This is a genomic window from Pseudomonas sp. ICMP 10191 (assembly GCF_001467335.1).
GTDB classification, from domain to species: Bacteria; Pseudomonadota; Gammaproteobacteria; order Pseudomonadales; family Pseudomonadaceae; genus Aquipseudomonas; species Aquipseudomonas cerasi.
In genome coordinates, this window is record NZ_LKGW01000179.1 from 209,925 (window position 1) to 233,281 (window position 23,357).

Consider the following 23,357-nt stretch of genomic DNA (forward strand, 5'->3'; position numbering starts at 1 on the left):
CCATGGATATATCGTTGCTGCTGATCTACATGTTCAGCGTGTTCATGCTGATCATCACCCCTGGTCCGGTGGTGGCACTGATCGTCAACACCAGCCTGGCGTGCGGGCCGAAACGCGCGATGTTGACGGCGCTGGGCACCAACTGGGCGTCACTGGTGCTGGTGTTGGTCGCGGCATTGATTCTGACGGGAACACTGTCGGTGAGCGTAAGCATGCTCAACTGGATCAGCCTGGTGGGCTGTTTCTTCATCGCTTACCTGTCGGTGCAGGCGCTGGAACAGGCGTTGCGTTACGCCCCGTCGCGGCCTGAAACAGCGCCAGCGCCGATGCCTGCGCATAGCAGGCACAGCGGGCTGGTGACCGGTTTTCTGGTCGGAATTTCCAATCCGAAGGACATCATCTTCTTCGTCTCGTTTTTCCCGCAGTTCATTCACGTCACCGAATCGTTCAAGGGCAGCATCGCCTTGTTGTCGTTGCTGTGGATCATCATTGATCTGTCTATCCTGTTCGCCTATATCTTCCTGATGCGCCAGAAACTGGCCTTGAAGTACAAGCGCAAGATCGAAGTCGCCTCCAGCGTGACCTTGCTGCTGATCGCGCTGGGCGGGATCCTCTATTCGGGCTCGACACTGTTGAATCAGTAAACGCCTGCGCCCATCAGCACTCGATCAGGTTGACCGCCAGGCCGCCGCGTGAGGTTTCCTTGTATTTGTCGTGCATGTCGGCGCCGGTGTCGCGCATGGTGCGGATGGCGTGGTCCAGCGAGATGTGATGCTCGCCGTCGCCGCGCAGGGCCATCTGGGCGGCATTGATGGCCTTCACGGCAGCAATCGCGTTGCGCTCGATGCAGGGGATCTGCACCAGCCCGCCGACAGGATCGCAGGTCAGCCCCAGATTATGCTCCAGGCCAATCTCGGCAGCGTTCTCCACCTGCTCGGGCGTTGCGCCGAGGATCTCTGCCAGACCGGCGGCGGCCATCGCGCAGGCCGATCCTACCTCACCCTGACAACCGACTTCGGCACCGGAAATCGAGGCGTTTTTCTTGCACAGAATGCCGACCGCAGCGGCGCTCAGGAAAAAGCGCACCACGTCATCGTCATTGGCCGTGGGTTTGAATTTCATGAAGTAGTGCAGCACGGCGGGCACGATGCCAGCCGCGCCGTTGGTGGGCGCCGTCACCATGCGCCCGCCTGCGGCGTTTTCTTCGTTGACCGCGAGGGCGAAAAGGTTGACCCATTCCATGGCGCTCAGCGTCGAGCCGATCACGTTGGGGTTATCGAGGTTCTGCAGGTTCTGATGCAGGCGGTAGGCACGCCGCCGCACGTTCAGGCCACCGGGCAGGATGCCGGTTTCCACCAGGCCCTTGTCGACGCAGGCGCGCATCGCGGCCCAGATCACCATGATCTTCTCGCGGATTTCTTCCTCGCTGCGCCAGACCTTCTCGTTGGCCATCATCAGTTCGGAAATGCTCATGCCGTGGGTCTTGCACAGCTTGAGCAACTGCGCGCCGCTGAAAAAATCATAGGGCAGGACGGTTGTGTCGTTGTCCAGCACGCCGCTGGCGGCCTGTTCGGCGTCGATCACAAAACCGCCGCCCACCGAATAGTAGGTCTGCTCGTAAAGTTCGCCGTTCTTGCCGTAGGCACACAGGGTCATGCCGTTGGGGTGGTAGGGGAGGCTTTCATCGAGCAGGCACATGTCCCGCTCCCAGACGAAGGTGATGGCCTGTTCGCCCGCCAGCATCAGCTGGTTATCGGCACGCAGTGCGTCGATGCGCTGGTTGACCTGGCTAGGGTCGATCTGATCCGGCCACTCACCCATCAGGCCCATGACTGTTGCGCGATCGCTGCCGTGACCGATGCCCGTGGCCGACAGAGAACCGTACAATCGCACCTCGATCCGTTCTACGCTGTGCAACCGGTTGTGGTTGCGCAGCTCGGTCACGAACAGCGCACCGGCGCGCATTGGCCCTACGGTGTGGGAACTGGACGGCCCGATGCCGATTTTGAACATGTCGAAGACGCTGATAGCCATCACGAAGGTCCTTCAGGTGAGATGATGCACGGGAATTTGGTATTCCCCTTTTTCTGTTACTCATCTTTGGCTTCGGCTGTCGAAACGACAAACGATTGTTGCTATGCAACGCTTTAGCGGAACTCTTCAATGAGCAGAATCTTCAACGCACAGATGCACGCCTGGCTACAGGTGTTCGCCTGCGCGGCCCGTCACCTGTCCTTCACCCGCTGCGCGGAAGAATTGCACGTCACCCCCGGCGCGATCAGTCAGCAGATGCGCCAGCTCGAGGAGCGCCTGGGCTTTGCGCTGTTTCACCGGGTCGGGCGCGGGCTTGAGCTGACCGCGGAAGGTCAGCGTCTGGCGGTGGTCGCCAACGAAGTGCAGAGCCGTATCAGCGAAGAACTGCGCCTGCTGTATTCCGGGCGTATCGGCGGGGTGTTCAAGCTGCGCTGCATTCCATCATTCCTGAGCAAATGGCTGATGCCGCGCCTGCCACGCTTGCAGGCAGCGTTTCCGGACATCCAGTTGCGGATCATTGCCGAGGACAGCAGCGGGTCGTTGCGTGATGACGATTTCGATCTGGCCATCGACCTGAACGACGGCAGCTATCCGGGGTTGTCGACTACGCCCTTGCTGGAGGAGGAGCTGTTTGCGGTCTGCTCGCCAGACCTGCTGGTAGGCAAGCCGCCGCTGGATACGCCCAGTCAGCTGGTGCACTTCCCGTTGCTGCACGACATCACCGCCTGGCGCGGCAGCTATGAATATGCGGAGTGGGAGTTCTACCTGACGGCCATCGGTGCCGATGGCATCGACGTGCGTCGCGGCCACACGTTCAATCGTAATCATCTGACCATCGACGCCGCGCGTATGGGTATGGGCGTGGCCATTGCACGCAAGGCGCTGATCACCGATGAGCTGGAGCAGGGCTTGCTGATCGTGCCGTTCGGCCATCCGATAAAGGCCAGAAAGAAATACGTGCTGGCCTATCGCGAAGGGGCGCTCAGCACCCCGTCACGTCGCGCAGTGCATGACTGGCTGGTGAACGAGGCGCTGGGCTGATTCGATCCGAATCATTCGGTGCGAATCAATGAAACAGCTCGGCGATCAATACCGCGCCAATGAACGTACCGAAGTTGGCCAGGAACGACACCAGCACAATCCGCCAGCCCAGGCGGCGGAAGGCCGGGAGGTCCTTGGCAATCGACAGGCCGGCGAAGGTCAGCATCGGGGTAATGACCGCCAGCAGGTTGATCGAGCTGGTGACTCGCGCAATCTCGGCGGCCCAGGGGCAGGCCGGCGAGGTCAGGAACATTGCTACCAGCGACACCATGCACACCGCGGGGATCTTGCGGCGAAGCAGGTTGCACAGCACCTCACCCGCGAAGGCGCAGAAAATCATGATGCCCATACCGGTGAGGGCATCGGCTGACAGGGTCTTGTAGCCGACATAGTTGGCAATCAGCGCCAGTGCACCCGCCGCCAGCCAGGCACTGATCTTGCCCGACCAGCCCAGCTCCGGCACCTCCAGCGACACGTCGCTGTGGCGCAGACCTTCCTCGCTCATGGACGCCTTGGTGGTGCGGCCGATCAGCGGCTCGAGCACACGGTAGCCCCAGACCGCCAGTGGCAGGGAGATGAACAGGGTGAAGTAGGTGCCGATGGTGGTGGTGATCAGGTTCGAGGCTGCCGCCAGAGTCATGACTTCCTTGGCGACTTCTGGTGTCTGTTGCGCGGCAATCGCCCCGGCAGCGGCGGCCATCATGCTGCCCGAGCCGATCCCTGAGCCCATCGCCAGCGAGTTGGGATGGAAGATCCCCAGGCTGGCGATAAACCCGGCGACAATCGCAATGAACAGCGCGCCGAACAGGGTGCCCGTCAGGTATTCGGCCAATACACCGCGACCCTCCGGAGAGTCCATGCCATAGCGTTCGCCGATGATTGCCAGGCTTGGTTCACGGCCGACCGAGAAGGTCGCACCGATGGCTTCGCGCTTGATACCGAGCATCAACGCCACCGGCAGACCGAGCACCACGGTGCCGACGAAGTGGCCGAACTCCTGAAACATCAGCGCCCATCCGGAAGCGAACACCACCGGCAGCGAGCCGCCGACCACCAGGCCGAGCTTGGCGATGAAAATCAGCAGGGCAGGTTGCAGGATGGAGGCCGAGCGCAATTGCGTACCGTGGTCGATACCAATGGTGCCTGGCATACGGCGACTGGCAAGGCCGATCATCGCGCCCAGCAGCAGCGCCCAGACCATCGGTAACAGCACCACTTTGCCGGGGCCCAGCGGGATACTGATGGCACCGATCATTTCGGCAATGATGAGGATAATGGCGGCCCAGACATACAGTTTCACCGTCGATGAAACGGCCTGATTGTCACCCGACACTGCAGCGTGTGAGTTTTGCATGATGATCCCCTTGCCTGCTGAATGGCCTTTTTCAGGCCTTATCAATCGTTATTCTGTTTTTCAGGTCGGCGCGGTGAAGCGCCAGGGCAGCGTTGAAAAGTCCATGAAGTCATGGAGACCGTTATCCGGCCAGGTATTTTTATGAGGTCTGAATGTGATCCAGACCCAGGCTGCTTCGAGCCTTTGCAAGGGGATCACCGGGTGCGCTATTTGAAGGGATGAGCCTTTGAATACGGCACTTTGCTGTCCACACGCAATCGCAGTATGCATAGCACGAGGTTGCACACCAATATTGCGAATTTTATTTATCGTTGCTTTAAACAGAACGCAGAACGCTAAGGGAATGTGACGCCCCGCGTCCTCTTTTGTGACGCAGAGCGTCGAGACCTGCTTTCCCACGCGGAGCGTGAGGAACGATAGTCTCAACTCCGTGCCGAAGCTCTGCGTCGATCTGCACGGACAATCCGATTATCGTGCGACGCTCCGCGTCGTCATGCCGTTCTGGACGCTCCGCGTCCTCTTGGCGACGCAGAGCGTCGTGAACTGCATTCCCACGCTGGAGCGTGAGGAACGATAGTCTCAACTTCGTGCTGACGTCCCGCGTCGGTGTGTACGGATAATTCAACTATCGTGCGACGCTCCGCGTCGTCATGCCGTTCTGGACGCTCCGCGTCCTCTTGGCGACGCAGAGCGTCGTGAACTGCATTCCCACGCTGGAGCGTGAGGAACGATAGTCTCAACTTCGTGCTGACGTCCCGCGTCGGTGTGTACGGATAATTCAACTATCGTGCGACGCTCCGCGTCGTCATGCCGTTCTGGACGCTCCGCGTCCTCTTGGCGACGCAGAGCGTCGTGAACTGCATTCTCACGCTGGAGCGTGAGGAACGATGATCTCAACTATCGTGCAGCCCCTGTCGCTCTCACTAATCAGTAGGCGGGACTGCTCAGTTCCAGCGCCCTGGCGCATTCCTCCAGTGAGCGCCGCTGGGTGTCGGCATACAGGTCCAGTTCGTTGAGCGTCCCGCGTCCCAGTGCCTGCTCGAAATCCTGCTGATTCGAATTCGTCGCGTAGTGCGCCTGTGCGTTATCGCCCAGGTTGGACTGGAAAATGCCCGCCGCACTGACCGGCAAAAAGTCTTCGTACACCAGTGGCTCGAAGCGCACGTGACCTGCTTCGACAAGCTGCTCCAGACTGCCGGATGCACGCTCGGTAATACCTGATTCGGTCGGGAAATAGCGGAAGTAGGCCAGGCCCTGCCTGCGCATTTCAGCGTGGCTGTCCGGAAACGCCTCGAACGTGTTTTCCAGCAGCTCGGCATAGCGCAGGGCATTCGCCTCATTGGGGAACTCACCCAGCGCGTCTCGGGCCTCGTTCAGCAGCCGGTCATACAGCTCGCGACCTTTGGGGGTCAGTGCAGCGCCACGCTGTTCGATCTCGCCGAAGCGTGCCGAGTGGCTGCCCGACTGACTGCCACCCTGGCCCATGAAGGCAATCGGTTCTTCCAGCGCCTTGAAGCTGGTCTGGCGCAGCAGAATCGGGCACTGGCGACGTGGCGGCCCCTCGACCACCGCCTTGGGTGTGATGCCTTTGCCGGGCATACCGGCCTGAACCGCATCAATGTCCAGCGTGCGTGGCGTCAGGTGGTTGATGTGCGGACCTCGAAACGCCACCACATCGGCGATCAGTCGATGCTGAGTGTTCAGCTTCTGGTAGTCGTCCAGCGAAACGGTCGCCGTGTTGTGCCAGCGAAAGGTTTCCAGCGCCTGCTGAATGAACTCGGCCGCATCGGTTTCGTTCAAGCCGCCGTCTGCTTCATGCTTGTCGATCAACGCCAGGGCGCCGGGCGTGAAGATACTGCGTTTGCCCAGCACCTGACCGGCGAACTCACGCAGGCTGTCGCTTTCGATCAGTTCCAGACGCAGCAACGAGGTGAACACGCGAAACGGACTGACCTGCAGCGCCTGCTCATGCACGGCGCGAAAGGCGGTGGAGTGAACCGGCACGCCGGCCGCGCTCAGGTCGTAGTAACCCACCGGCTGCATGCCCATGACCGCGAACAGGCGGGCGAGGGTGGCCAGTTCCTGTGCCGTGCCGACGCGGATTGCACCGTGCCGTTCCATGTCCAGGCGCTGGATTTCACCGGTCTGGAGCAAACTGTCCAGCACACTGCTGTCATGGTTCATGACCTGTTCGTTGACTTCACTCACCAGCGCCATCAGCGTGCCGTACAGCGGCACTTCGTGCTTGTACATCTGCGACATGGCGCGAGAAAAGCCCGCGCGGATCTGGTCCGGGTCGGCAAAGCGTGCTGTGCTCATCAGGGTGTTTTCTCCGTACGGGTTCAAGCCAGCGCTGCCAGGCAGCGCTCGAAAATATCCAGCCCTTCGTGCAGCACGTCGGGCTCGATGGTCAGCGGGATCAGCAGGCGGATGATGTGCCGCGACTTGCCGCTGGGCATCAGCAGCAGCCCGGCGTCCCTGGCCAAGCTCAGCAGCTCGGCGAGCTGTCGGGTGCCGGGCTCGCCCTCCGGCGTGATCAGTTCGATACCGCGCATGCAGCCAACACCGGTCAGCCTGCCCAGATACGGCGACAGTTTGCTCGCCCGCCAGGCTTCATAGCGTGAAACGATGGCGTGTTCCTGCTGCTCGCCCCAGCTGGATAGGTTGGCATCGGTCATCTGCGCCAGTGACGCGAGGCCCGCTGCGCAGCCGATCGGGTTACCGGAATACGTGCCGCCCAGGCCGCCCTTGGGCAGGTTGTCCAGCAACTGCTTGCGACCTACCACCGCGCCCAGCGGGATGCCGCCCGCAATACTTTTGCCCAGCAGAATCAGATCCGGCTCGATGCCCAGACGACTGAACGCAAAACGCTGCCCGGTACGGCCGAAGCCGGACTGGATTTCATCGGCGATCAGCACGATGCCGTGTTTATCGCAGAACGCTCGCAGTGCCTGGGCAAAGTCCGGCTGCATGGCCAGAAAACCGCCTTCGCCCTGAACCGGTTCGAAGATGATGCAGCCCACGTCATTGACGTCGATCTCGACGCTGAACAGCCGGTCCATGGCCTTGAGCGCCTGCTCGGTGGACACGTCGTTGTCCTTGCTGGGGAACGGCATGTGAAAGACCGGACCGGGCAGCACGCCGACTTTCTGTTTATAGGGCGCTACCTTGCCGTTGAGGTTCAGGGTCGCCAGCGTTCGGCCGTGAAAGCCGCCGTCAAAGGCGATGACCGCCGTGCGGCCGGTGGCGCCGCGTACGATCTTCAGTGCATTTTCGGCCGCTTCCGCACCGCTGTTGGTGAGCATGCCGCTGAGGGGGTAACTGACCGGTACGAACTGCGTGAGCTGCTGCATGAAGCGGATATACGGGTCATGAGGCGTGGCGTTAAAGCAATAGTGGGTCAGCTTTGCCGCCTGATCCTGAATGGCCGTGACCACCTGCGGGTTGCAGTGCCCCAGATTGAGCACCCCGATGCCGCCGACAAAGTCGATATAGCGCTTGCCGGTGGTGTCCCAGACTTCGGCGTTGCGGCCGTGGGACAGCGTCATGTTGTGGACAAACGAAATGGATTCGCTGATGTGTTCGCTCATCGGCCTGGCCCTGACTCCGGGTGATCATGATGGCCTTATCCAAACAAACATCGGGCCGCGCTCGCAAACGAAATAAAATCACCGGGTCATTCCAATAATTCCCGATGTAAGGGGTTTTATGGCTATTAACGATCAGGAGTTCATTCCTAAAAGGAATCATATTTTTCAAAAACGTCGTTTGTAACCCGACCCTGAGTAGCTTGATACTGAGATCATCGATGATTTCCACCGGGTTCATGACAGGAGAATCAACATGGTTGCCGAGTTATTAGCACGTCTGGGCGTGGCGAACAGTGCCCACACACAAGGGGACTATCCGGTTTACACCCCGATTGATGGCAGCCGGATTGCCTCGGTTACGCTTGAAGACAAGGCACAGGTCGTGGCGCGTATCGACAGCGCCCACAATGCGTTTCTAAAGTGGCGCACAGTACCGGCCCCACGGCGTGGCGAGCTGGTGCGGATCTTTGGTGAAGTGCTGCGTGAGCACAAGGCTGATCTGGGCGAACTGGTATCGGTCGAGGCCGGCAAGATCACTCAGGAAGGTCTGGGTGAAGTGCAGGAAATGATCGACATCTGCGACTTTGCCGTCGGTCTGTCGCGTCAGTTGTACGGCCTGACCATCGCCTCCGAGCGTCCCGGTCATCACATGCGCGAAACCTGGCACCCGCTGGGTGTGGTCGGCGTGATCAGCGCGTTCAACTTTCCGGTTGCGGTCTGGGCCTGGAACACCACGCTGGCGCTGGTCTGCGGCAACCCGGTGATCTGGAAGCCTTCGGAAAAGACTCCGCTGACGGCACTGGCCTGTCAGGCGCTGTTCGACAAGGCGCTGAAGATTTTCGGTGACGCGCCGGCAGCACTGGCGCAACTGGTGATCGGTGATCGTGACGCCGGTGAAGCGCTGGTCGACGACCCTCGCGTGCCACTGATCAGCGCCACCGGCAGCACCCGCATGGGCCGTGAAGTCGGGCCGCGTGTCGCCGCCCGTTTCGGGCGCAGCATTCTGGAGCTGGGCGGCAACAACGCGATGATTCTGGCCCCGAGCGCCGATCTGGACCTGGCCGTGCGCGGCATTCTGTTCAGTGCGGTAGGCACCGCCGGTCAGCGTTGCACCACGTTGCGCCGCCTGATTGTGCACCGCTCGATCAAGGACGAAGTGGTCGCCCGCGTCAAGGCAGCTTACGCCAAGGTGCGCGTCGGTGATCCGCGCGAAGGCAATCTGATCGGCCCGCTGATCGACCAGCAAGCGTTTTCGGCCATGCAGAACGCGCTGACCAAGGCCCGCGACGAAGGCGGCCAAGTGTTTGGTGGCGAGCGTCAGTTGCAGGACAAATACCCGAACGGCTACTACGTCACGCCGGCCATTGCCGAAATGCCTGGCCAGAGCGAAGTCGTGCGTCACGAAACCTTCGCGCCGATTCTCTACGTGCTGGCTTACGATGACTTCGAAGAGGCCCTGCGCCTGAACAACGAAGTGCCGCAGGGCCTGTCGTCGTGCATTTTCACTACCGACCTGCGTGAGGCCGAGGCTTTCCAGAGTGCCGCGGGCAGCGATTGCGGTATTGCCAACGTCAATATCGGCACCAGCGGTGCGGAAATCGGCGGGGCATTTGGTGGCGAGAAGGAAACCGGTGGGGGGCGCGAATCCGGCTCCGATTCGTGGCGCGCCTACATGCGCCGGCAGACTAATACCGTCAACTACTCCCGCGAGTTGCCGCTGGCTCAGGGCATCGTTTTCGACTGATGTGAACCGGGCGCTTATTGCCGACATTGCTGGAGCTTTTCGATGGTGCAGTTTGCTGAAGGCTGTCTGTGGGAACAATTGACTCCGCAACGCCCGGTCAGCCCGGCCCTGAGCGGTGAGCGGAGCGCCGACGTGTGCATCATCGGCGCCGGGTTCACCGGTCTGTCGGCGGCGTTGCGCTTGCTGGAAGGCGGCAAGTCGGTGTGCGTGGTCGAAGCGCATCAGGTCGGGCATGGCGGTTCCGGACGCAACGTCGGTCTGGTGAATGCCGGGACCTGGGTGGCGCCCGATCAACTGGACAAGGTACTGGGCAGTGTCGAGGCCAGCCGATTGAATGGCGCGTTGGGCGCGGCGCCGGCACTGGTGTTCGCGACCATCGACAAGTACCGCATCGATTGTCAGGACACCCGCACCGGCAACCTGCACATGGCGCACAACGCCAAGGGTCTGGCTGATCTGCGTAGCCGTGCCGCACAGTGGCAACGGCGTGGTGCCAACGTTGAATTGCTGACCGGCAAACCCTGCGAAGACGCCTGTGGCACCGACAAGGTAAGCGGCGCCTTGCTCGATCATCGCGCAGGCACGGTGAACCCGATGGCTTATGTCTCGGGCATGGCGCTTAACGTGGTAGCGCAGGGTGGGCAAGTATTCGGTGATTCTCCTGTCAACGGTTTGCAACGCACCGCTGATGGCTGGAAGGTCTTTACTGCTGCGGGCAGTGTGCGCGCCGAGAAAGTAATCATCGCGTCCAATGCCTACACAGAGGGCGAGTGGACCGACATCAAGGATCACATCTTCGCTGGTTATTACTATCAGGTCGCTTCGCAGCCACTCAGCGGTGCCGAGCAGGCGCAGATTCTGCGCGGCGGGCAGGGTTCGTGGGACACGCGTACGGTGCTCAGCAATATTCGTCGCGACGCTCATGGGCGCCTGCTGCTGGGCAGTCTGGGTAACGCCGGCAATTATCCGCTGTGGTTCATTCGTCAGTGGGCGGATCGCGTCCAGCAGCATTACTTTCCGCAACTGGGCCGGGTCGAGTGGCAGAGCACCTGGACCGGGCGCATCGGCTTCACGCCGGACCACTTGCTGCGCCTCTTCGAACCTGCGCCAGGCTTGCTGGCGGCGACCGGTTTCAATGGCCGGGGGGTGACCACCGGGACACTGGTGGGCAAATGCTTTGCCGATTACCTGCTGAGCAACGACGCAGCTGCGCTGCCGGTGAGCTTTTCAAGCGGTAAAAAGGTTTCGGGCAGTTCGCTGCGCAGTCTGGCCTACGACGCGGGTTTCACCCTGTATCACGCCGGGCAATGCCTGCGCGTGGTGCTTTGAGCCAGGCAGGGTTCAGCTCGTCCTGCTCTTGATGCGCAGCTCTGCACACAGTCCGCCCTGCGCCGAGTTGCGCAGGTGCAGGCTGCTTTCCAGTTTGCGTACGATCATGTCGACGATCGCCAGCCCCAGTCCTGCGCCGTTGCTGTGACCCTGGCTGTAGAAGCGTTCGAACAGGCGAGCCTTCTGCTGTTCGTCGATACCAGGCCCAGCGTCTTCGACCGACAGGTGCGCGCTGCCATCTTCCTGGGCGTGCAGGGCAACGCGAATCTCGCTGGCGGTCGGGGCGAAATTCAGCGCATTGGTCAGCAGGTTCTGCAGGGCAATGGTGATGGCTGCCGGGTCGCTGCGGATCACGCAATCCTCGCCTTCTTCAAATACCAGATCGACGCGCTTCTCCAGTGCCAGCGGCGTGAGTTCGGCCATTTCCTCGCGTACCAGCGTGTTCAGCTCGAAGGTCTTTAACTGACTGACTTCAAGGCGCGGTTCCAGGCGTGCCATGGTCAATAGCTGACTGGCCAGGCGGGCGGCGCGGTCGACGCCATGCACGAGAAAGTCCAGCGCTTCCAGGCGTTGCTCCGGGGTTTCGGCCTGGCGCGCGTTCTGCGCGTGGATACGCAGGATGGTCAGCGGCGTGCGCAATTCGTGGGCCGCGTCAGCGATGAAGCGTCGCTCGCGTTCCAGCACACTTTCGATCTGGGTCAGCAGGCGGTTGAGCGCGTACTGCATGGGCTCCAGTTCTTTGGGCAGGGGCGTTACATCAAGCGGTTCCAGGCTCTCGGCATCGCGCTTGCGGATAACTCTGGCCATTGATTGCAGCGGGCGCAGGCCCCAGCCGATGGCCAGCCAGATCGCGACCACCAGCAGCGGCACACCGATCAGCGCCGGCCACAGCGTGTGACTGACAATGCGCTGAATCAGGTCTTGGCGTACGTCATCGCGCTCACCCACCCAGATCAGAAAACCCTGCTGTGGATCGGCGAGGAGAAAGCCGCACCACTCGTGCCCGTTTTCGACTAAGTCGTGGGAGCCTTCGGTTGCGGGAGGTGCGCTGAGCAGCGGGGCTTCGGCCGAGCGCACCAGCAGCTCGCCCGAGGTACGCCAGACCTGAAAGGTCAGCCGGGTTTCGTAGGGGTGGGCCACGCCGCTGGTGCCAACCCGGCTCATGGCCTGATCGAACGCCTGATACAGCTTGTCGAGATCCTGCTCACCCGCTGCGCGCTGACGTAGCACACCCTGCAGCAGACGCGCGCTCTGGGCCAGTTGTGCATCGTAGACTTCTTCGATTTCGTGATGGCTGTCGCGCAGGGCGAGCAGGCTGATCGTCAGGTCGCCGAGCAGCAACAGCATCAGTACCGGGATCAGAATACGCGCGCGTACCGAGGTCATGCCTTGAGCTCCAGCAGGTAGCCGACACCGCGCACGGTGCGGATCAGCTCGGTGGACAGTTTCTTGCGCAGGTTGTGAATCAGCACCTCCAGCGTGTTGCTTTCGACCTTGTCCTGCCAGCCGTACAGGGTATTGGACAAGCGCTCGCGGGTGACCACCTTGCCGGGACGGATCATCAGTTGATGCAGCAACTGGTATTCCATCGGCGTCATCGGTACTTCGCTGCCCTGAAAACTGACCTGTTGCGACGCCGGGTCGAGGCTGATGCCGGCGTGTTCCAGCAGCGGTTGCGCACGGCCCTGGCTGCGCCTGAGCAGGGCGCGGACCCGGGCTTTCAGTTCATCGACGTCGAATGGCTTGATCAGGTAGTCGTCCGCGCCGGCATCCAGACCAGCAATACGGTCGGCAGTCCCGTCGCGTGCGGTCAGGATCAGTACCGGCAAGGTAAGTGCTTCGGCGCGCAACTGGCGCAGCAGGTCCAGGCCATCCATGCGCGGCAGTCCAAGGTCGAGCAGCAACAGGTCGAATGGCTCGCTGCGCAGGGCGTGCAGCGCGCTCAGCCCGTCCTCTAGCCAGTCGAGGGTATAGCCCTCGGTATTCAGGGCCACGCGGATGCCTTGACCAATGGCTCGATCATCCTCGACGAGAAGCAGGCGCATAGGGCTTTGACCGGTGAGTGTGGGGAAGGGCGCCATGATGCCGTCAGCAGGCAGCAGCGCGAAGTGCCGTGTGTCCGGGAAGATGTTACGAGCTATTACGTATTAAGCTTTTCCTAAGATTCGTTTCGCACAGTAGGCGCTCCTTAACTGCTTGCGAGTATTTGTCATGCGTAAAGTCCTGCTGATTTCCTTGTGTCTGGCCAGCCCGCTGGCACTTGCCGGCCCGCAATGCACCACGGCTGACAAGTCCCAATGGCAGGATCAGGCCAAATTCCAGGAGCAACTCAAGGCTCAGGGTTACGAGATCAGCAAGTTCAAGGTGACTGACGGCAACTGCTACGAAATCTATGGTTTCGACAAGGACAAGCGCAAGGTCGAGATCTATCACGATCCGGTGACGGGTAAAGCGGTGAAGACCGAGACCAAGTAATGAGCCGTGTTTCCCTGCGCCTGTGGGACCCGCTGGTCAGGCTGTTTCATGTCTCGATCGCGGGTGTCTTCGTTGCCAATTATTTCTTCAATGAAGCAGGTGGTGACTGGCACATCTGGCTGGGCTATTACGCGGTTGCCTGGCTGGCGGTGCGCGTGGTGTGGGGATTCATCGGGCCGCGCAGTGCACGCTGGAGCGATTTCTGGCCACATCCGGCGCGCCTGCGTGCGCACATCCGCTCGCTGATCGACCGGCGGCCGATGCATCGGCTCGGCCATTCCCCGCTCGGCGCGTTGGTCATGGTACTCATGATGGTGCTGATCTTCGGCATGGGCCTGACCGGTTTTCTGATGGAAGAAGTCGATGCCCTGTGGGGCGCCGACTGGCCGCAGGACATCCACGAAATTCTCGCCAACACTTTGTGTGCCTTGGTGGTGCTGCACATGGCCGCCGCCATCTTCGAAAGCGTTCAGGTGCGTGACAACCTGCCCTTGTCGATGCTGACAGGCAAGCGACGCCCGTTGCCCGAAGATCGCCATCGCTGAAACCACACCTTTGTTCCTCTTTACAGTGATGCCTCCCGATGCGTTTTATTTCCCGAAACCTGGCTGCATGGAGCGCAGGCCTGATTGTTGTGGCGATTTTTCTCAGTGCGTGGCTCAGCCATCCACAGCACCGTATTGCGCCGTTCGCGCTCAGCCCCGCGCCGGTTGGCGCTGAAAGCGTGGCGCCCAAGGCGTCCTACATTTCGCGTTTCGCGTCTTCCGATCTGGACGACTTCGTGCATTCCTCGGCCGTGACGGCATTGCCCGGCGGCGACCTGATGTCGGTGTGGTTCGCCGGTTCTCGCGAGGGCGCGGGCGACGTTGAAATACGCACCTCGCGCTTCGACGCGGCCAGTGGTGAGTGGGGCGGCGAGCAGGTGCTGGCAACCCGTGATTCCACCCAGTCGGGCACTGGTAAATACATCCGCAAACTGGGCAATCCGGTGATCGCCCTGGCTCCGGACAATCGCCTGTGGCTGTTCTACGTTTCAGTCTCGGTCGGCGGCTGGGCGGGCAGTACGGTCAACGCCATGGTCTCCAGCGACATGGGCTCCAGCTGGTCGCCGCCGTGGCAACTGGTGACAACCCCGTTTCTGAACATCAGTACGCTGGTGCGCGGCGCGCCGGTGTTTCATGCCGACGGTTCGATCGGCCTGCCGGTCTATCATGAGTTTCTCGGCAAGTTTGCCGAATACCTGTACCTGAGCGCCGACGGTGAAGTGATCGACAAGTTTCGCATCAGCCGTGGCAACAATTCCCTGCAGCCCACCGTCGTGCCTTTGGACGGGCAGCGCGCCGTGGCCTTGTTGCGCTATGCCGGTGAGACGTTCCACCGGGTGCTGGCCAGCCGCACCGAAGACGGCGGGCAGAGCTGGAGCGAGCCGTATCCGTTGACCCCGAGCAACCCCAATTCTTCGCTGGCTGCGGTCGGTGTGCCAGGCAAGGGGCTGCTCGTGGCGCTCAACGACCTGCGCGAGGGGCGCTTTAAACTCAGTCTGTACGGTACTGACGAGGAGATGAACGTCTGGAGGCCACTGATGGATTTCGACAAGTCGCCCAATCCGCTGGGCACACCGTTTACCCTCGAAGCATACAAGGAGGTGATCGGCGAGGGCTTCCGCAGTTCCAGTGGCGCCCTGCGTCAACCGATGGAAGAGGCGTTTCTGAGCAATCTGGACCAGCGCGTCTGCTCGCCCCAGGGCTGCGACTTCGAATACGAATACCCGTACTTCATCCGCAGCCCGGACGGCCTGTATCACCTGGTCTACTCGTGGAATAACACCTTCATCAAGCATGTCAGCTTCAACGAGGCCTGGCTGGCGGAGCAACTTTTATGATCGCGTTGGGATTGGCTCATCTGGCATTTGCCTGGACCCTGTTTGTGCTGTTGGCGCCCTTGACCGCATCGTTATGGTGGCGCTGCGGCCTGTTGGCTGCCGTCTCGCTAGTGAGTGTGATCTCGATCGACGGGCTGTCGATGGCGTCCTATGCCCGCAGCCTGACCGATGACCTGGCCATCAGCAGCCTGGTGCTGCTGGGCTGGCTGACCCTGCAGCGACTGGGTGTGCTCAGGCCGATGGCAGTGTCCAGGCGCGGGCTGATGCTGTTGGTGTTCGCTGCGCTGGCACTGACTTTGTACCCGGCCACGCTGGGCCTGACGTATTTCGATCCGTACCGCTGGGGCTACAACCCGCGGCCGATGATCATGGTTGTCGCTGTCATCGCGCTTGGGCTGGTCTTTATGCGCAATGCGCTGGCCGTCGTGATGCTCAGCGCAGCGACGCTGGCCTTCACTTTCCGCATCAAGCCATCGGAAAATTATTGGGATTACCTGATCGACCCGCTGCTTGGCCTTTACTGCTGTGGGGCCTTGCTGGTCCTGGCTGTCCGGTTTGTTTATCGCCGCACAATGGAGACGCGCCGTCCGGCGGCTCTGTCTGTCGGCAATGTCTAGAGGAATGACGATGAGTTGGTTGCAATCGCGACGCCTGCATTATTGGCTGGGCGCGGTCATGGTGGTGTTCCTGCTGTCGGCGTTGCTGAGGGGCGTGTTCTTCTACGGGTTTTCCGGTATCGAACCGGGCACGCTGTTCACGCATGGCGAGGTCGCAAAGACGCTCGGCATCGGCTTGCGCTTCGACCTGCGCCTGGCGCTGCTGATACTGCTGCCGGTCGCGGTGCTGCTCTGGATGCCGGGTTGTAACCTGATCAGCGTGCGTGCCCTGCGCTGGCTGGCGCGGGGCTATCTGATCGTGGCGCTGGCGATTCTGACAATGATTTACATCGTCGACTTCGGCCATTACGCCTATCTCGGGGTCAGGCTCAACGCCAGCGTGCTGCGCTATCTGGAGGATGCGCAGATTTCCCGGGACATGCTTTGGCAGACTTATCCAGTATTCTGGATCACTGTCGGCTGGCTGCTCACTGTCGCAGTGCTCGGCTGGGCATTGATCAGGCTTGAACGTGCCACCCTGGACCGTGAGGCCAGACCGATCAAACGCGGGTCCGCGGTCTGGGGTTCGGCGCTGATGGTCTGTGCAACCTTCCTCGGCCTGCTGGGCCGGGTCGAGAATCTCAATCTGGAAAACCCGGTACCGTTGCGCTGGAGCGATGCGTTCTTCTCGGGCAACAGCCAAGTGGCGGCACTGGGGCTCAACCCGGCGCTGTTCCTGTACGACACGCTCAAGGTCTCCCAGTCGAACTTCGACGAACCCGAGGTGCGCAAGCACTATGAGCGGGTCGCGCGTTATCTGGGCGTCCGGCAGCCAGATGTACAGGGATTGAGTTTCAAGCGTCACCAGACCGTGCAGCCCTACCGGCTGCCGGGCGAGCGGCCGCCGAATGTCATGTTCGTCATGCTCGAATCGCTGGGCACCAGCGCTGTCGGTGCCTACGGTAACCCGTTGAACCCGACGCCAAACCTGGACCATCTGGCCACCCAAAGCTGGTTCTTCAAGCACTTTTACGTACCGGTGACCGGCACTGCGAAAACGGTCTGGGCGAGCATCACCGGGGTTCCCGACGTGACACGGCAGGAGACCGCCACGCGCCATCCGCTGCTCACACGGCAAAACACCATCATCAATGACTTCAAGGGGTACGAGAAGCTGTACATGATTGGTGGCAATTCCGGCTGGGCCAACATGAACGCCTTGATCCGTCGCAGTATCAACGACGTACGGCTGTACGACGAGCGCGACTGGAAGTCACCGCAGGTGGATGTCTGGGGGATTTCCGACCTGGATCTGTTCAAGGAGAGCGACCGGATCCTGCGTGCGTTGCCAGCCGACAAACCGTTCTTTGCCTATGTGCAGACTGCGGGCAATCACCGGCCGTTTACCATTCCGAAGGACAACGACGGTTTTCAGGTCAGCGACAAGACCGTGGAGCAGGTCCAGGCCGCCGGTTCGCGCAGCGTGGAGCAGTACAACGCCGTGCGCCTTCTGGATTTCAACATTGGACGGTTGATGGAACTGGCCAAGGCGGGCGGTTACTACGAAAACACCATCTTCGTGCTGTTTGGCGATCACAACACGCGCATCAGCCAGATCCCGCACATGGCGCCAGCGTTCGAGCAACTGGGCCTGGAGAGCAACAACGTTCCGCTGTTGATTCACGCCCCCGGCCTGCTGGGCACACGCGTTGTCGACGAAGCGGTCGGTCTCGCCGACCTGCTGCCGACACTGGCGGGGATGGCCGGAATGGACTTCACCAGCGGCACCATGGGTCGTGACATTCAGCAAGCGGCTCCGGAAGGTGAACGTGTGGTGCCGCTGGTACTGCGCGAAGGTACGTTCCCGCTGATCGGCGGTGTCACGCGCAACTACCTGCTGCAAATGGAGCACGACGGCAGTTCGCCAACGCTCCATGACCTGTCTTCACCCACGCCGCTGGACAACGTCGCCGAACAGAACCCGCAAGAGTTCGAACGGCTGCGCGACCTCACCCGCGGTCTGCATGAAACCTCGCGCATGATGCTGTATCAGAACGTGCGTTGACGAAGCGAACCGGCCTTTGTCAGCGTTGCTACGCAAGCCGCTGGTCGAGTCAGCGGCTTGCCTGAGGATGGCATATTTATTGGATGATGTTAAAGTGCTTGCGCCTGTGAACCGCGCACGCACGAAACGCATATAGGGCTCGGTTTTCGACTATCTTGGTTAGTTGAGCGCGTATTTTGCGGAAAGTTGTAAACCGTCGTCCTGTCACGCTGGCTTTTATCTTTATGGATTGCGGTATTTCATCGCAAACACATGAAAAAACTGTCAGATTTTGCTCTGAATCTGTATTTTGGCGGCCTGTTTTCGCTCGGATGCGTTTTTTGCCCATTGCACACTCAAGAGCCTTCCTGGATGCCGGCAAGTTTTTCATGTGTTAACCCGCCGAAACTGCTTGATGCACTGCGTGCTGAAACGAGGCAGTTGCACGTCAAGCTTGAAAAACGCATGCCGTTTTTTTCACCCGCTCTGGATCACGCTCTTTACCTCCGTCTGCTTCAGGCCTACTACGGTTTTTATGCACCGCTTGAAGCGATACTGCATGGCAGTGCCTTGATACCTGCGGAGCTTATTCCGGTCGAGAGGGTCAAAACTCCTGTGCTGGTCGAGGATCTGCGTGCGCTGGGGCTGTCCGATCACGACATCGGGCAATTGCCCCGCTGCGAACGGTTGCCCACTGTTGATTCTGCCGGTGCATGCCTGGGTGTGATGTATGTGCTGGAAGGGGCGACACTGGGTGGGCAGGTGTTGCGACGTGAGATAAACCGGCGTCTGGGCCTGGATGAGCAACGTGGAACGGCCTTTCTCGATGTGTACGGTGCCCTCACCGGACCTCGCTGGAAGGCGTTTCTGAATCATCTGGACGACGTGCCGCGAGAAGTTGTTCTTATTGATGCCGCCGCGTTTGCAGCGCACTCCACATTTGCATGTTTCGAGCACTGGCTCGAGGGTCAAGAGGTACTGCTATGAGCCAACTCGACAAAGACGCCTTTGAAGTGCTTCTGGCCAATTGTGCGGATGAGCCCATTCAGTTCCCTGGCGCCATTCAACCCCACGGCCTGCTGTTCACGTTGCAAGAGCCCGAGCTGACTATCCTGCAAGTCAGTGCCAACGTGCACACTGTGCTGGGCCATGTGCCCGAGCAGGTGCTCGGCAAGGGGCTGGACTGTGTGCTGGGCGCTGGCTGGGCCGAGGTGATTAAAAGCGCCAGTGCTCATGACTCGTTCATCGACGCGCAACGTCTGCTGATGTCGATCAACGGCATCGAGTTTGAAGCCTTGCTGCACCGCAGCCAGGGCGTTCTGATTCTGGAACTGGAGATCCAGGACAAGGATGCGCAAGCGATCAGTTATTCCGAGCGCACCGGCAACATGGGCCGCATGTTGCGCCAGTTGCATGCTGCGAGTGATCTGCAGACCCTGTATGAAGTCAGTGTCCGCGAGATCCAGAAAATGACCGGTTACGACCGGGTGCTGATCTACCGTTTCGAAGAGGAAGGCCATGGTCAGGTGATCGCTGAAGCGTCGTCGCCCTCCATGGAGCTTTTCAACGGACTGTTTTTCCCGGCATCGGACATTCCCGAGCAGGCGCGCGAACTGTATCGCCGCAACTGGCTGCGTATTATTCCCGATGCCGATTACATCCCGGTGCCCTTGGTGCCTCAACTGCGTCCGGACACTCAGGAGCAGCTTGATCTGAGTTTTTCGACGTTGCGCAGTGTTTCACCGATCCACTGCCAGTACATGAAGAACATGGGCGTGCTGTCATCCATGAGTGTTTCGCTGATTCAGGGCGGCAAGTTGTGGGGATTGATCAGTTGCGGCAACCGCACGCCGCTGTACGTGACTCACGAACTGCGCAGTGCCTGCCAGGCGATAGGTCAGGTGCTTTCCCTGCAGATCAGTGCCATGGAAGCGCTGGAAATAGGCCGTCAGCGAGAGGCGAAAGTCAGGGCGCTCGAGCAATTGAATCTGGCCATGGCCGAGTCCGAAGAAAACGTCTTCGACGGTCTGGCGCAGCAACCACAGTTATTGATGGATCTGGTAGGCGCGAGCGGCGTCGCCATCATCGAAGACCGGCAAACGCATTGTTTCGGCACCTGCCCGGAGCCTTCTGAGGTACGTGCACTGCATGCGTGGATGATTGCTGGTGGCGAACCAGTGTATGCCAGTCATCATCTATCCAGTGTCTATCCGCCTGCCGAGGCCTATCAGCCAATTGCCAGCGGCGTATTGGCGATGAGCCTGCCAAAGCCGGTCGACAACGGCGTTATCTGGTTTCGCCCCGAGGTCAAGGAAACGGTTCAGTGGAGTGGTAATCCGAAAAAACCACTGGATATGGAGAGCTCGGCAGGCGGCATGCGTCTTCGGCCGCGCACCTCGTTTGAGATCTGGAAAGTCGAGATGACCGGGATCGCTACGAAGTGGAGCTATGGCGATGTGTTCGCCGCCAATGACCTGCGCCGCTCCGCTCTGGAAAATGACCTCGCCCGCCAGGTGCGCAGGGAGCAGCAGGCCGTTCGCGCCCGCGACGAGCTGGTAGCGGTTGTGTCCCATGACTTGCGCAACCCGATGACGGTCATTTCCATGCTGTGTGGGATGATGCAGAAGTCGTTCAGCTCCGATGGGCCACACACCTCGCGACGTATTTCCACTGCAATCGATACCATGCAGCAAGCGGCCAGCCGCATGAATGTGTTGCTCGAAGACCTGCTCGACACCTCGAAAATCGAAGCGGGCCGTTACACCATTACGCCGCAGCCGCTGGAAGTCAGTCAGATATTCGAGGAGGCCTACACCTTGCTGGCCCCCCTGGCGATGGACAAGTCCATCGAGATCTCCTTCAACGCCGAGCCTGACCTCAAGGTCCAGGCCGACCCGGAGCGTCTCTTCCAGGTGCTGTCCAACCTGATCGGCAACGCCATCAAGTTCACCCCGAAAATGGGCACAATCGGTGTGGCGGCAATGTCCAACGGCGCTGAAATCGTGTTCACCGTACGGGACTCCGGCGAGGGTATCCCTCCCGAGCAGTTGCCACACATCTTCGAGCGCTACTGGACCGTCAAGGAAGGCAACCCGACCGGCACCGGTCTGGGCCTGTACATCTCGCAAGGCATCATCAAGGCACACGGCGGTGAACTGGCTGCGCAAAGCCGGGTGGGCGAGGGCAGCGAGTTCCGCTTCACGGTGCCAATGGCAGTTTGATCGCTTTCTCAGGCTTGCAGTGTGTCGGCTCAAGCCTGAGTCGCGTCAGCCCTGATGCCAGTTAGTGGCTTTTTCGATGTATTCAGCGTTCGCCGGAAGTACCTCGCGCAGGAAGGCGAGGTACTTGTCCATCAACGCCTTGCTGGGAAAACGCGCGGCGAAGCCAGTGGTGATATCGTCGCAATGGATGATGACCATCAGGCGTCTGTGATCGACCGTTACAAATTCATGCAGGTGCCAGGGGGCGGTTTGTCGATGGTGGACAGGGTTTTCCCAGTTCAGCAGTTTGATGGCGGCGATGAAGGCCATCGCTACCGGGCCGACCAGAAAGAGCAACGATCCGGTCAGGACGGCGACGAATCCGAATACCAACATGACGAAAATGGCGATGCCCTTGAAGAAGCTTGAGGCGAAGTCGGGGTAGTGGAGGTAATACTCGACCGTGGCGCCATCGGTTTTCAGGGTGTAGTTGAAGATGGTTTTTTGGCGGATGAGCAGGCCTACGAAATAGGCGAGATACCCTACAAGTGCAAGCACTGTGTATACCAAAGAATAAAGGCTATCCGAAAACATTATCCAGCCTCCCCAAATAAAAAGTGCGCTGGCGGTCAGATAGAAGGCGATAAATCCAAGCTGTGTGATCATGATCTCTTTAGGTGACCGCGCCAGCGTTTTGACTTTCCAGTTTAAAATATCTTTGCCTTTCGACAGGTCTAAAGCTTGTTCTTGCTGATTCATATAGGTGTGCCCTCTGCGACTTCCAGGGTAAGGGAGCCAGTCCTGCTTGATGCCTTTACAGCGAGTTCTATGGCCGTCAAGCCGTCAATAGAGGTATCGCCTCTTGTGCCAAGCTCCATCTGAAAAAGATAGCTTCTATCGTCCTCGCCGGAATTTATAAAGTCGTACGGATACCAGAGTTGTAGCTCCAGAAAGGTTGCTTCCTTGTCGAGCGGTACCCAGGTTTCCCAGATGAGGTCCTCATTTTCAGGGGGCATTAGAGGGTAGGTGAAGTCGTCACTAGCCTTGGCAGTTGGTTTGTTAGTAAGCATCCCGAACTGCTCTACCTTCCTGAATTTTCCACGGTTCAGAAATGCTTCATATAGTGGGGTATCTATTTTTTCTACAGGTAGCACGCCCCACGGGCGCTTGCTACTTACAATGTTGAAGTGGACAGATTTGCCGCGTAAAAAGTGTGGGAAATACACCTGTACTCCAGCGCCAGTTTGCACAGCGACACTCATATAGTCGCCTTTGCCAAGGTAGCGATCCTCATAACGCACGGTGCTTTTTACATGAACCCGCGGAGATAATTGAATTTCCATCAATGCGCTTATTTCTTCATTCTTACCTCTTGCAGTCTCGTCGTAGCGATAGTCTATGGTTCTTGACCAACAGCACTTACGTAGCCACCAGCCCACACTGTCTTGCTTGAAATAGTTTAGGGTCATCGTGGCAAGGAGATAAATAAATCCAACTGCCATCAGGGCTACGCTGAACCACGAACTCATCGCAATAATCGTAAAAGCGCTAGCAGGAAAAACGCCTGCTAATAGCTGGGCCGAAGAACCTAAACCCATCAGGAATACAGCAACTTCCTTAATACGGAGTCCGTGTTTTTCATCTGAGGTTTTAGCTGCGTAAAAATCATCCAAAACGTCAAATAGCTCTAACGTGGCCGCCGCTATCCCAAACGCCCCCATCGCCACCATCGAACCTCTAAACCCCCTTATCGCATCCCCCCAAAACGCATTACCTCGTGCTTTCCAGTAAGCCGCCGATTTATCGAGAATGCCTATGTTATAGCCGCCAATGACAAGTGGCTTCGCCGTACTGATAACCGCCCACGGTGCTTCAACAAACACCGCCATCAACAGGTTAAAGCTGTACCCCAGCCCATACGTTACCTTGCCGATGTCCTTGGCACTGAAGTCTCCATCCCGAGTAAGGTCGCGATAAGTGAAGGCGGTGTTGATGAAGTTGAGCATGATCACGCTCCAGGTGATCGAGCCGGCAATCCCTCCCAGCCCATCGAGCCAGCGTTTGGCGG

18 protein-coding genes and 1 pseudogene are annotated in these 23,357 nt (G+C 59.7%); 11 read left to right on the plus strand and 8 right to left on the minus strand.

Annotated elements, in window-relative coordinates:
- Positions 1 to 2 precede the first annotated feature (2 nt).
- Entirely contained in the window at positions 3 to 644 is a 642-nt protein-coding gene (locus tag AO388_RS26515; protein WP_003434619.1) for a LysE family translocator, read from the plus strand.
- A 13-nt stretch (positions 645 to 657) separates the two neighbouring features.
- Here AO388_RS26515 and AO388_RS26520 read toward each other — a convergent pair whose 3' ends face one another.
- Positions 658 to 2,034, minus strand: a complete 1,377-nt coding sequence (locus tag AO388_RS26520; RefSeq protein ID WP_003369966.1) for an L-serine ammonia-lyase — start codon at positions 2,032 to 2,034, stop codon at positions 658 to 660.
- A 129-nt stretch (positions 2,035 to 2,163) separates the two neighbouring features.
- Here AO388_RS26520 and AO388_RS26525 point away from each other — a divergent pair, with 129 nt between their 5' ends.
- Positions 2,164 to 3,075 carry a LysR substrate-binding domain-containing protein gene (locus AO388_RS26525; protein WP_003314779.1) on the plus strand — a complete coding sequence of 304 codons (912 nt, stop codon included), beginning with the start codon at positions 2,164 to 2,166 and terminating at the stop codon, positions 3,073 to 3,075.
- Between the two features lie 25 nt (positions 3,076 to 3,100).
- On the opposite strand, the gene AO388_RS26530 is transcribed toward AO388_RS26525, so the two are convergent.
- The 3 genes from AO388_RS26530 to AO388_RS26540 all read right to left on the minus strand — a co-directional run bounded on the left by AO388_RS26530 (position 3,101) and on the right by AO388_RS26540 (position 8,019).
- On the minus strand, positions 3,101 to 4,429 hold the full coding sequence (locus AO388_RS26530) for a DUF3100 domain-containing protein (protein WP_003434622.1): 1,329 nt from the start codon (positions 4,427 to 4,429) through the stop codon (positions 3,101 to 3,103).
- 927 nt (positions 4,430 to 5,356) lie between these two features.
- Complete coding sequence (gene hglS, locus AO388_RS26535) at positions 5,357 to 6,748, minus strand: 2-oxoadipate dioxygenase/decarboxylase HglS (protein WP_058417454.1); 1,392 nt, start codon at positions 6,746 to 6,748, stop codon at positions 5,357 to 5,359.
- 23 nt (positions 6,749 to 6,771) lie between these two features.
- A complete protein-coding gene (locus AO388_RS26540; RefSeq protein WP_058417455.1) occupies positions 6,772 to 8,019 on the minus strand; it encodes a 2-aminoadipate transaminase in 1,248 nt (415 codons plus the stop codon).
- Between the two features lie 253 nt (positions 8,020 to 8,272).
- On the opposite strand from AO388_RS26540, the gene amaB reads away from it, so the two are divergent.
- Positions 8,273 to 9,763: an L-piperidine-6-carboxylate dehydrogenase gene (gene amaB / locus AO388_RS26545; protein ID WP_003434633.1), complete on the plus strand. Its 1,491-nt coding sequence runs from the start codon at positions 8,273 to 8,275 to the stop codon at positions 9,761 to 9,763.
- A gap of 42 nt (positions 9,764 to 9,805) precedes the next feature.
- The gene (amaA, locus tag AO388_RS26550) at positions 9,806 to 11,092 is read left to right on the plus strand and encodes an L-pipecolate oxidase (RefSeq protein WP_058397075.1); all 1,287 of its coding nucleotides are present in this window, start codon (positions 9,806 to 9,808) and stop codon (positions 11,090 to 11,092) included.
- A gap of 12 nt (positions 11,093 to 11,104) precedes the next feature.
- On the opposite strand, the gene AO388_RS26555 is transcribed toward amaA, so the two are convergent.
- Both AO388_RS26555 and AO388_RS26560 read right to left on the minus strand, forming a co-directional pair.
- Positions 11,105 to 12,478, minus strand: coding sequence for a sensor histidine kinase (locus AO388_RS26555; RefSeq protein ID WP_058417456.1), 1,374 nt, complete (start codon positions 12,476 to 12,478; stop codon positions 11,105 to 11,107).
- On the minus strand, positions 12,475 to 13,137 hold the full coding sequence (locus AO388_RS26560; protein WP_003349281.1) for a response regulator: 663 nt from the start codon (positions 13,135 to 13,137) through the stop codon (positions 12,475 to 12,477). Before AO388_RS26560 ends, AO388_RS26555 begins: the two co-directional genes overlap by 4 nt.
- A 166-nt stretch (positions 13,138 to 13,303) precedes the next feature.
- Between AO388_RS26560 and AO388_RS26565 the strand changes: the two genes are divergently transcribed.
- The 7 genes from AO388_RS26565 to AO388_RS26595 all read left to right on the plus strand — a co-directional run bounded on the left by AO388_RS26565 (position 13,304) and on the right by AO388_RS26595 (position 21,310).
- The gene (locus tag AO388_RS26565; protein ID WP_003349279.1) at positions 13,304 to 13,567 is read left to right on the plus strand and encodes a PepSY domain-containing protein; all 264 of its coding nucleotides are present in this window, start codon (positions 13,304 to 13,306) and stop codon (positions 13,565 to 13,567) included.
- On the plus strand, positions 13,567 to 14,112 hold the full coding sequence (locus tag AO388_RS26570; RefSeq protein WP_003369989.1) for a cytochrome b/b6 domain-containing protein: 546 nt from the start codon (positions 13,567 to 13,569) through the stop codon (positions 14,110 to 14,112). The genes AO388_RS26565 and AO388_RS26570 overlap by 1 nt, the downstream gene beginning before the upstream one ends.
- Positions 14,113 to 14,150: 38 nt before the next feature.
- The gene (locus AO388_RS26575) at positions 14,151 to 15,449 is read left to right on the plus strand and encodes a sialidase family protein (RefSeq protein WP_058417457.1); all 1,299 of its coding nucleotides are present in this window, start codon (positions 14,151 to 14,153) and stop codon (positions 15,447 to 15,449) included.
- The gene (locus AO388_RS26580; protein ID WP_054080903.1) at positions 15,446 to 16,066 is read left to right on the plus strand and encodes a hypothetical protein; all 621 of its coding nucleotides are present in this window, start codon (positions 15,446 to 15,448) and stop codon (positions 16,064 to 16,066) included. Before AO388_RS26575 ends, AO388_RS26580 begins: the two co-directional genes overlap by 4 nt.
- A 10-nt stretch (positions 16,067 to 16,076) precedes the next feature.
- The gene (locus tag AO388_RS26585; protein ID WP_058417458.1) at positions 16,077 to 18,110 is read left to right on the plus strand and encodes an LTA synthase family protein; all 2,034 of its coding nucleotides are present in this window, start codon (positions 16,077 to 16,079) and stop codon (positions 18,108 to 18,110) included.
- A 351-nt stretch (positions 18,111 to 18,461) separates the two neighbouring features.
- A complete protein-coding gene (locus tag AO388_RS26590; RefSeq protein ID WP_003369999.1) occupies positions 18,462 to 19,076 on the plus strand; it encodes a biliverdin-producing heme oxygenase in 615 nt (204 codons plus the stop codon).
- Positions 19,073 to 21,310, plus strand: coding sequence for an ATP-binding protein (locus tag AO388_RS26595; protein ID WP_058417459.1), 2,238 nt, complete (start codon positions 19,073 to 19,075; stop codon positions 21,308 to 21,310). Before AO388_RS26590 ends, AO388_RS26595 begins: the two co-directional genes overlap by 4 nt.
- A gap of 45 nt (positions 21,311 to 21,355) precedes the next feature.
- Here AO388_RS26595 and AO388_RS26600 read toward each other — a convergent pair whose 3' ends face one another.
- On the minus strand, positions 21,356 to 22,048 hold the full coding sequence (locus AO388_RS26600; RefSeq protein ID WP_058417460.1) for a hypothetical protein: 693 nt from the start codon (positions 22,046 to 22,048) through the stop codon (positions 21,356 to 21,358).
- Positions 22,045 to 23,357: pseudogene (locus tag AO388_RS26605) on the minus strand (hypothetical protein); the annotation flags it as partial. The pseudogene AO388_RS26605 and the gene AO388_RS26600, both read right to left, overlap by 4 nt.

Excerpts from the sequence above, each read along its gene's own strand:
- AO388_RS26565 (WP_003349279.1), top strand. The coding sequence starts at position 13,304 with ATGCGTAAAGTCCTGCTGATTTCCTTGTGTCTGGCCAGCCCGCTGGCA.
- amaB (WP_003434633.1), top strand. The coding sequence starts at position 8,273 with ATGGTTGCCGAGTTATTAGCACGTCTGGGCGTGGCGAACAGTGCCCAC.
- AO388_RS26515 (WP_003434619.1), top strand. The coding sequence starts at position 3 with ATGGATATATCGTTGCTGCTGATCTACATGTTCAGCGTGTTCATGCTG.
- AO388_RS26580 (WP_054080903.1), top strand. The coding sequence starts at position 15,446 with ATGATCGCGTTGGGATTGGCTCATCTGGCATTTGCCTGGACCCTGTTT.
- hglS (WP_058417454.1), bottom strand. The coding sequence starts at position 6,748 with ATGAGCACAGCACGCTTTGCCGACCCGGACCAGATCCGCGCGGGCTTT.
- AO388_RS26575 (WP_058417457.1), top strand. The coding sequence starts at position 14,151 with ATGCGTTTTATTTCCCGAAACCTGGCTGCATGGAGCGCAGGCCTGATT.
- AO388_RS26560 (WP_003349281.1), bottom strand. The coding sequence starts at position 13,137 with ATGCGCCTGCTTCTCGTCGAGGATGATCGAGCCATTGGTCAAGGCATC.
- amaA (WP_058397075.1), top strand. The coding sequence starts at position 9,806 with ATGGTGCAGTTTGCTGAAGGCTGTCTGTGGGAACAATTGACTCCGCAA.
- AO388_RS26525 (WP_003314779.1), top strand. The coding sequence starts at position 2,164 with ATGAGCAGAATCTTCAACGCACAGATGCACGCCTGGCTACAGGTGTTC.
- AO388_RS26585 (WP_058417458.1), top strand. The coding sequence starts at position 16,077 with ATGAGTTGGTTGCAATCGCGACGCCTGCATTATTGGCTGGGCGCGGTC.
- AO388_RS26570 (WP_003369989.1), top strand. The coding sequence starts at position 13,567 with ATGAGCCGTGTTTCCCTGCGCCTGTGGGACCCGCTGGTCAGGCTGTTT.
- AO388_RS26600 (WP_058417460.1), bottom strand. The coding sequence starts at position 22,048 with ATGAATCAGCAAGAACAAGCTTTAGACCTGTCGAAAGGCAAAGATATT.
- AO388_RS26520 (WP_003369966.1), bottom strand. The coding sequence starts at position 2,034 with ATGGCTATCAGCGTCTTCGACATGTTCAAAATCGGCATCGGGCCGTCC.
- AO388_RS26595 (WP_058417459.1), top strand. The coding sequence starts at position 19,073 with ATGAGCCAACTCGACAAAGACGCCTTTGAAGTGCTTCTGGCCAATTGT.
- AO388_RS26555 (WP_058417456.1), bottom strand. The coding sequence starts at position 12,478 with ATGACCTCGGTACGCGCGCGTATTCTGATCCCGGTACTGATGCTGTTG.
- AO388_RS26590 (WP_003369999.1), top strand. The coding sequence starts at position 18,462 with ATGCCGGCAAGTTTTTCATGTGTTAACCCGCCGAAACTGCTTGATGCA.
- AO388_RS26540 (WP_058417455.1), bottom strand. The coding sequence starts at position 8,019 with ATGAGCGAACACATCAGCGAATCCATTTCGTTTGTCCACAACATGACG.
- AO388_RS26530 (WP_003434622.1), bottom strand. The coding sequence starts at position 4,429 with ATGCAAAACTCACACGCTGCAGTGTCGGGTGACAATCAGGCCGTTTCA.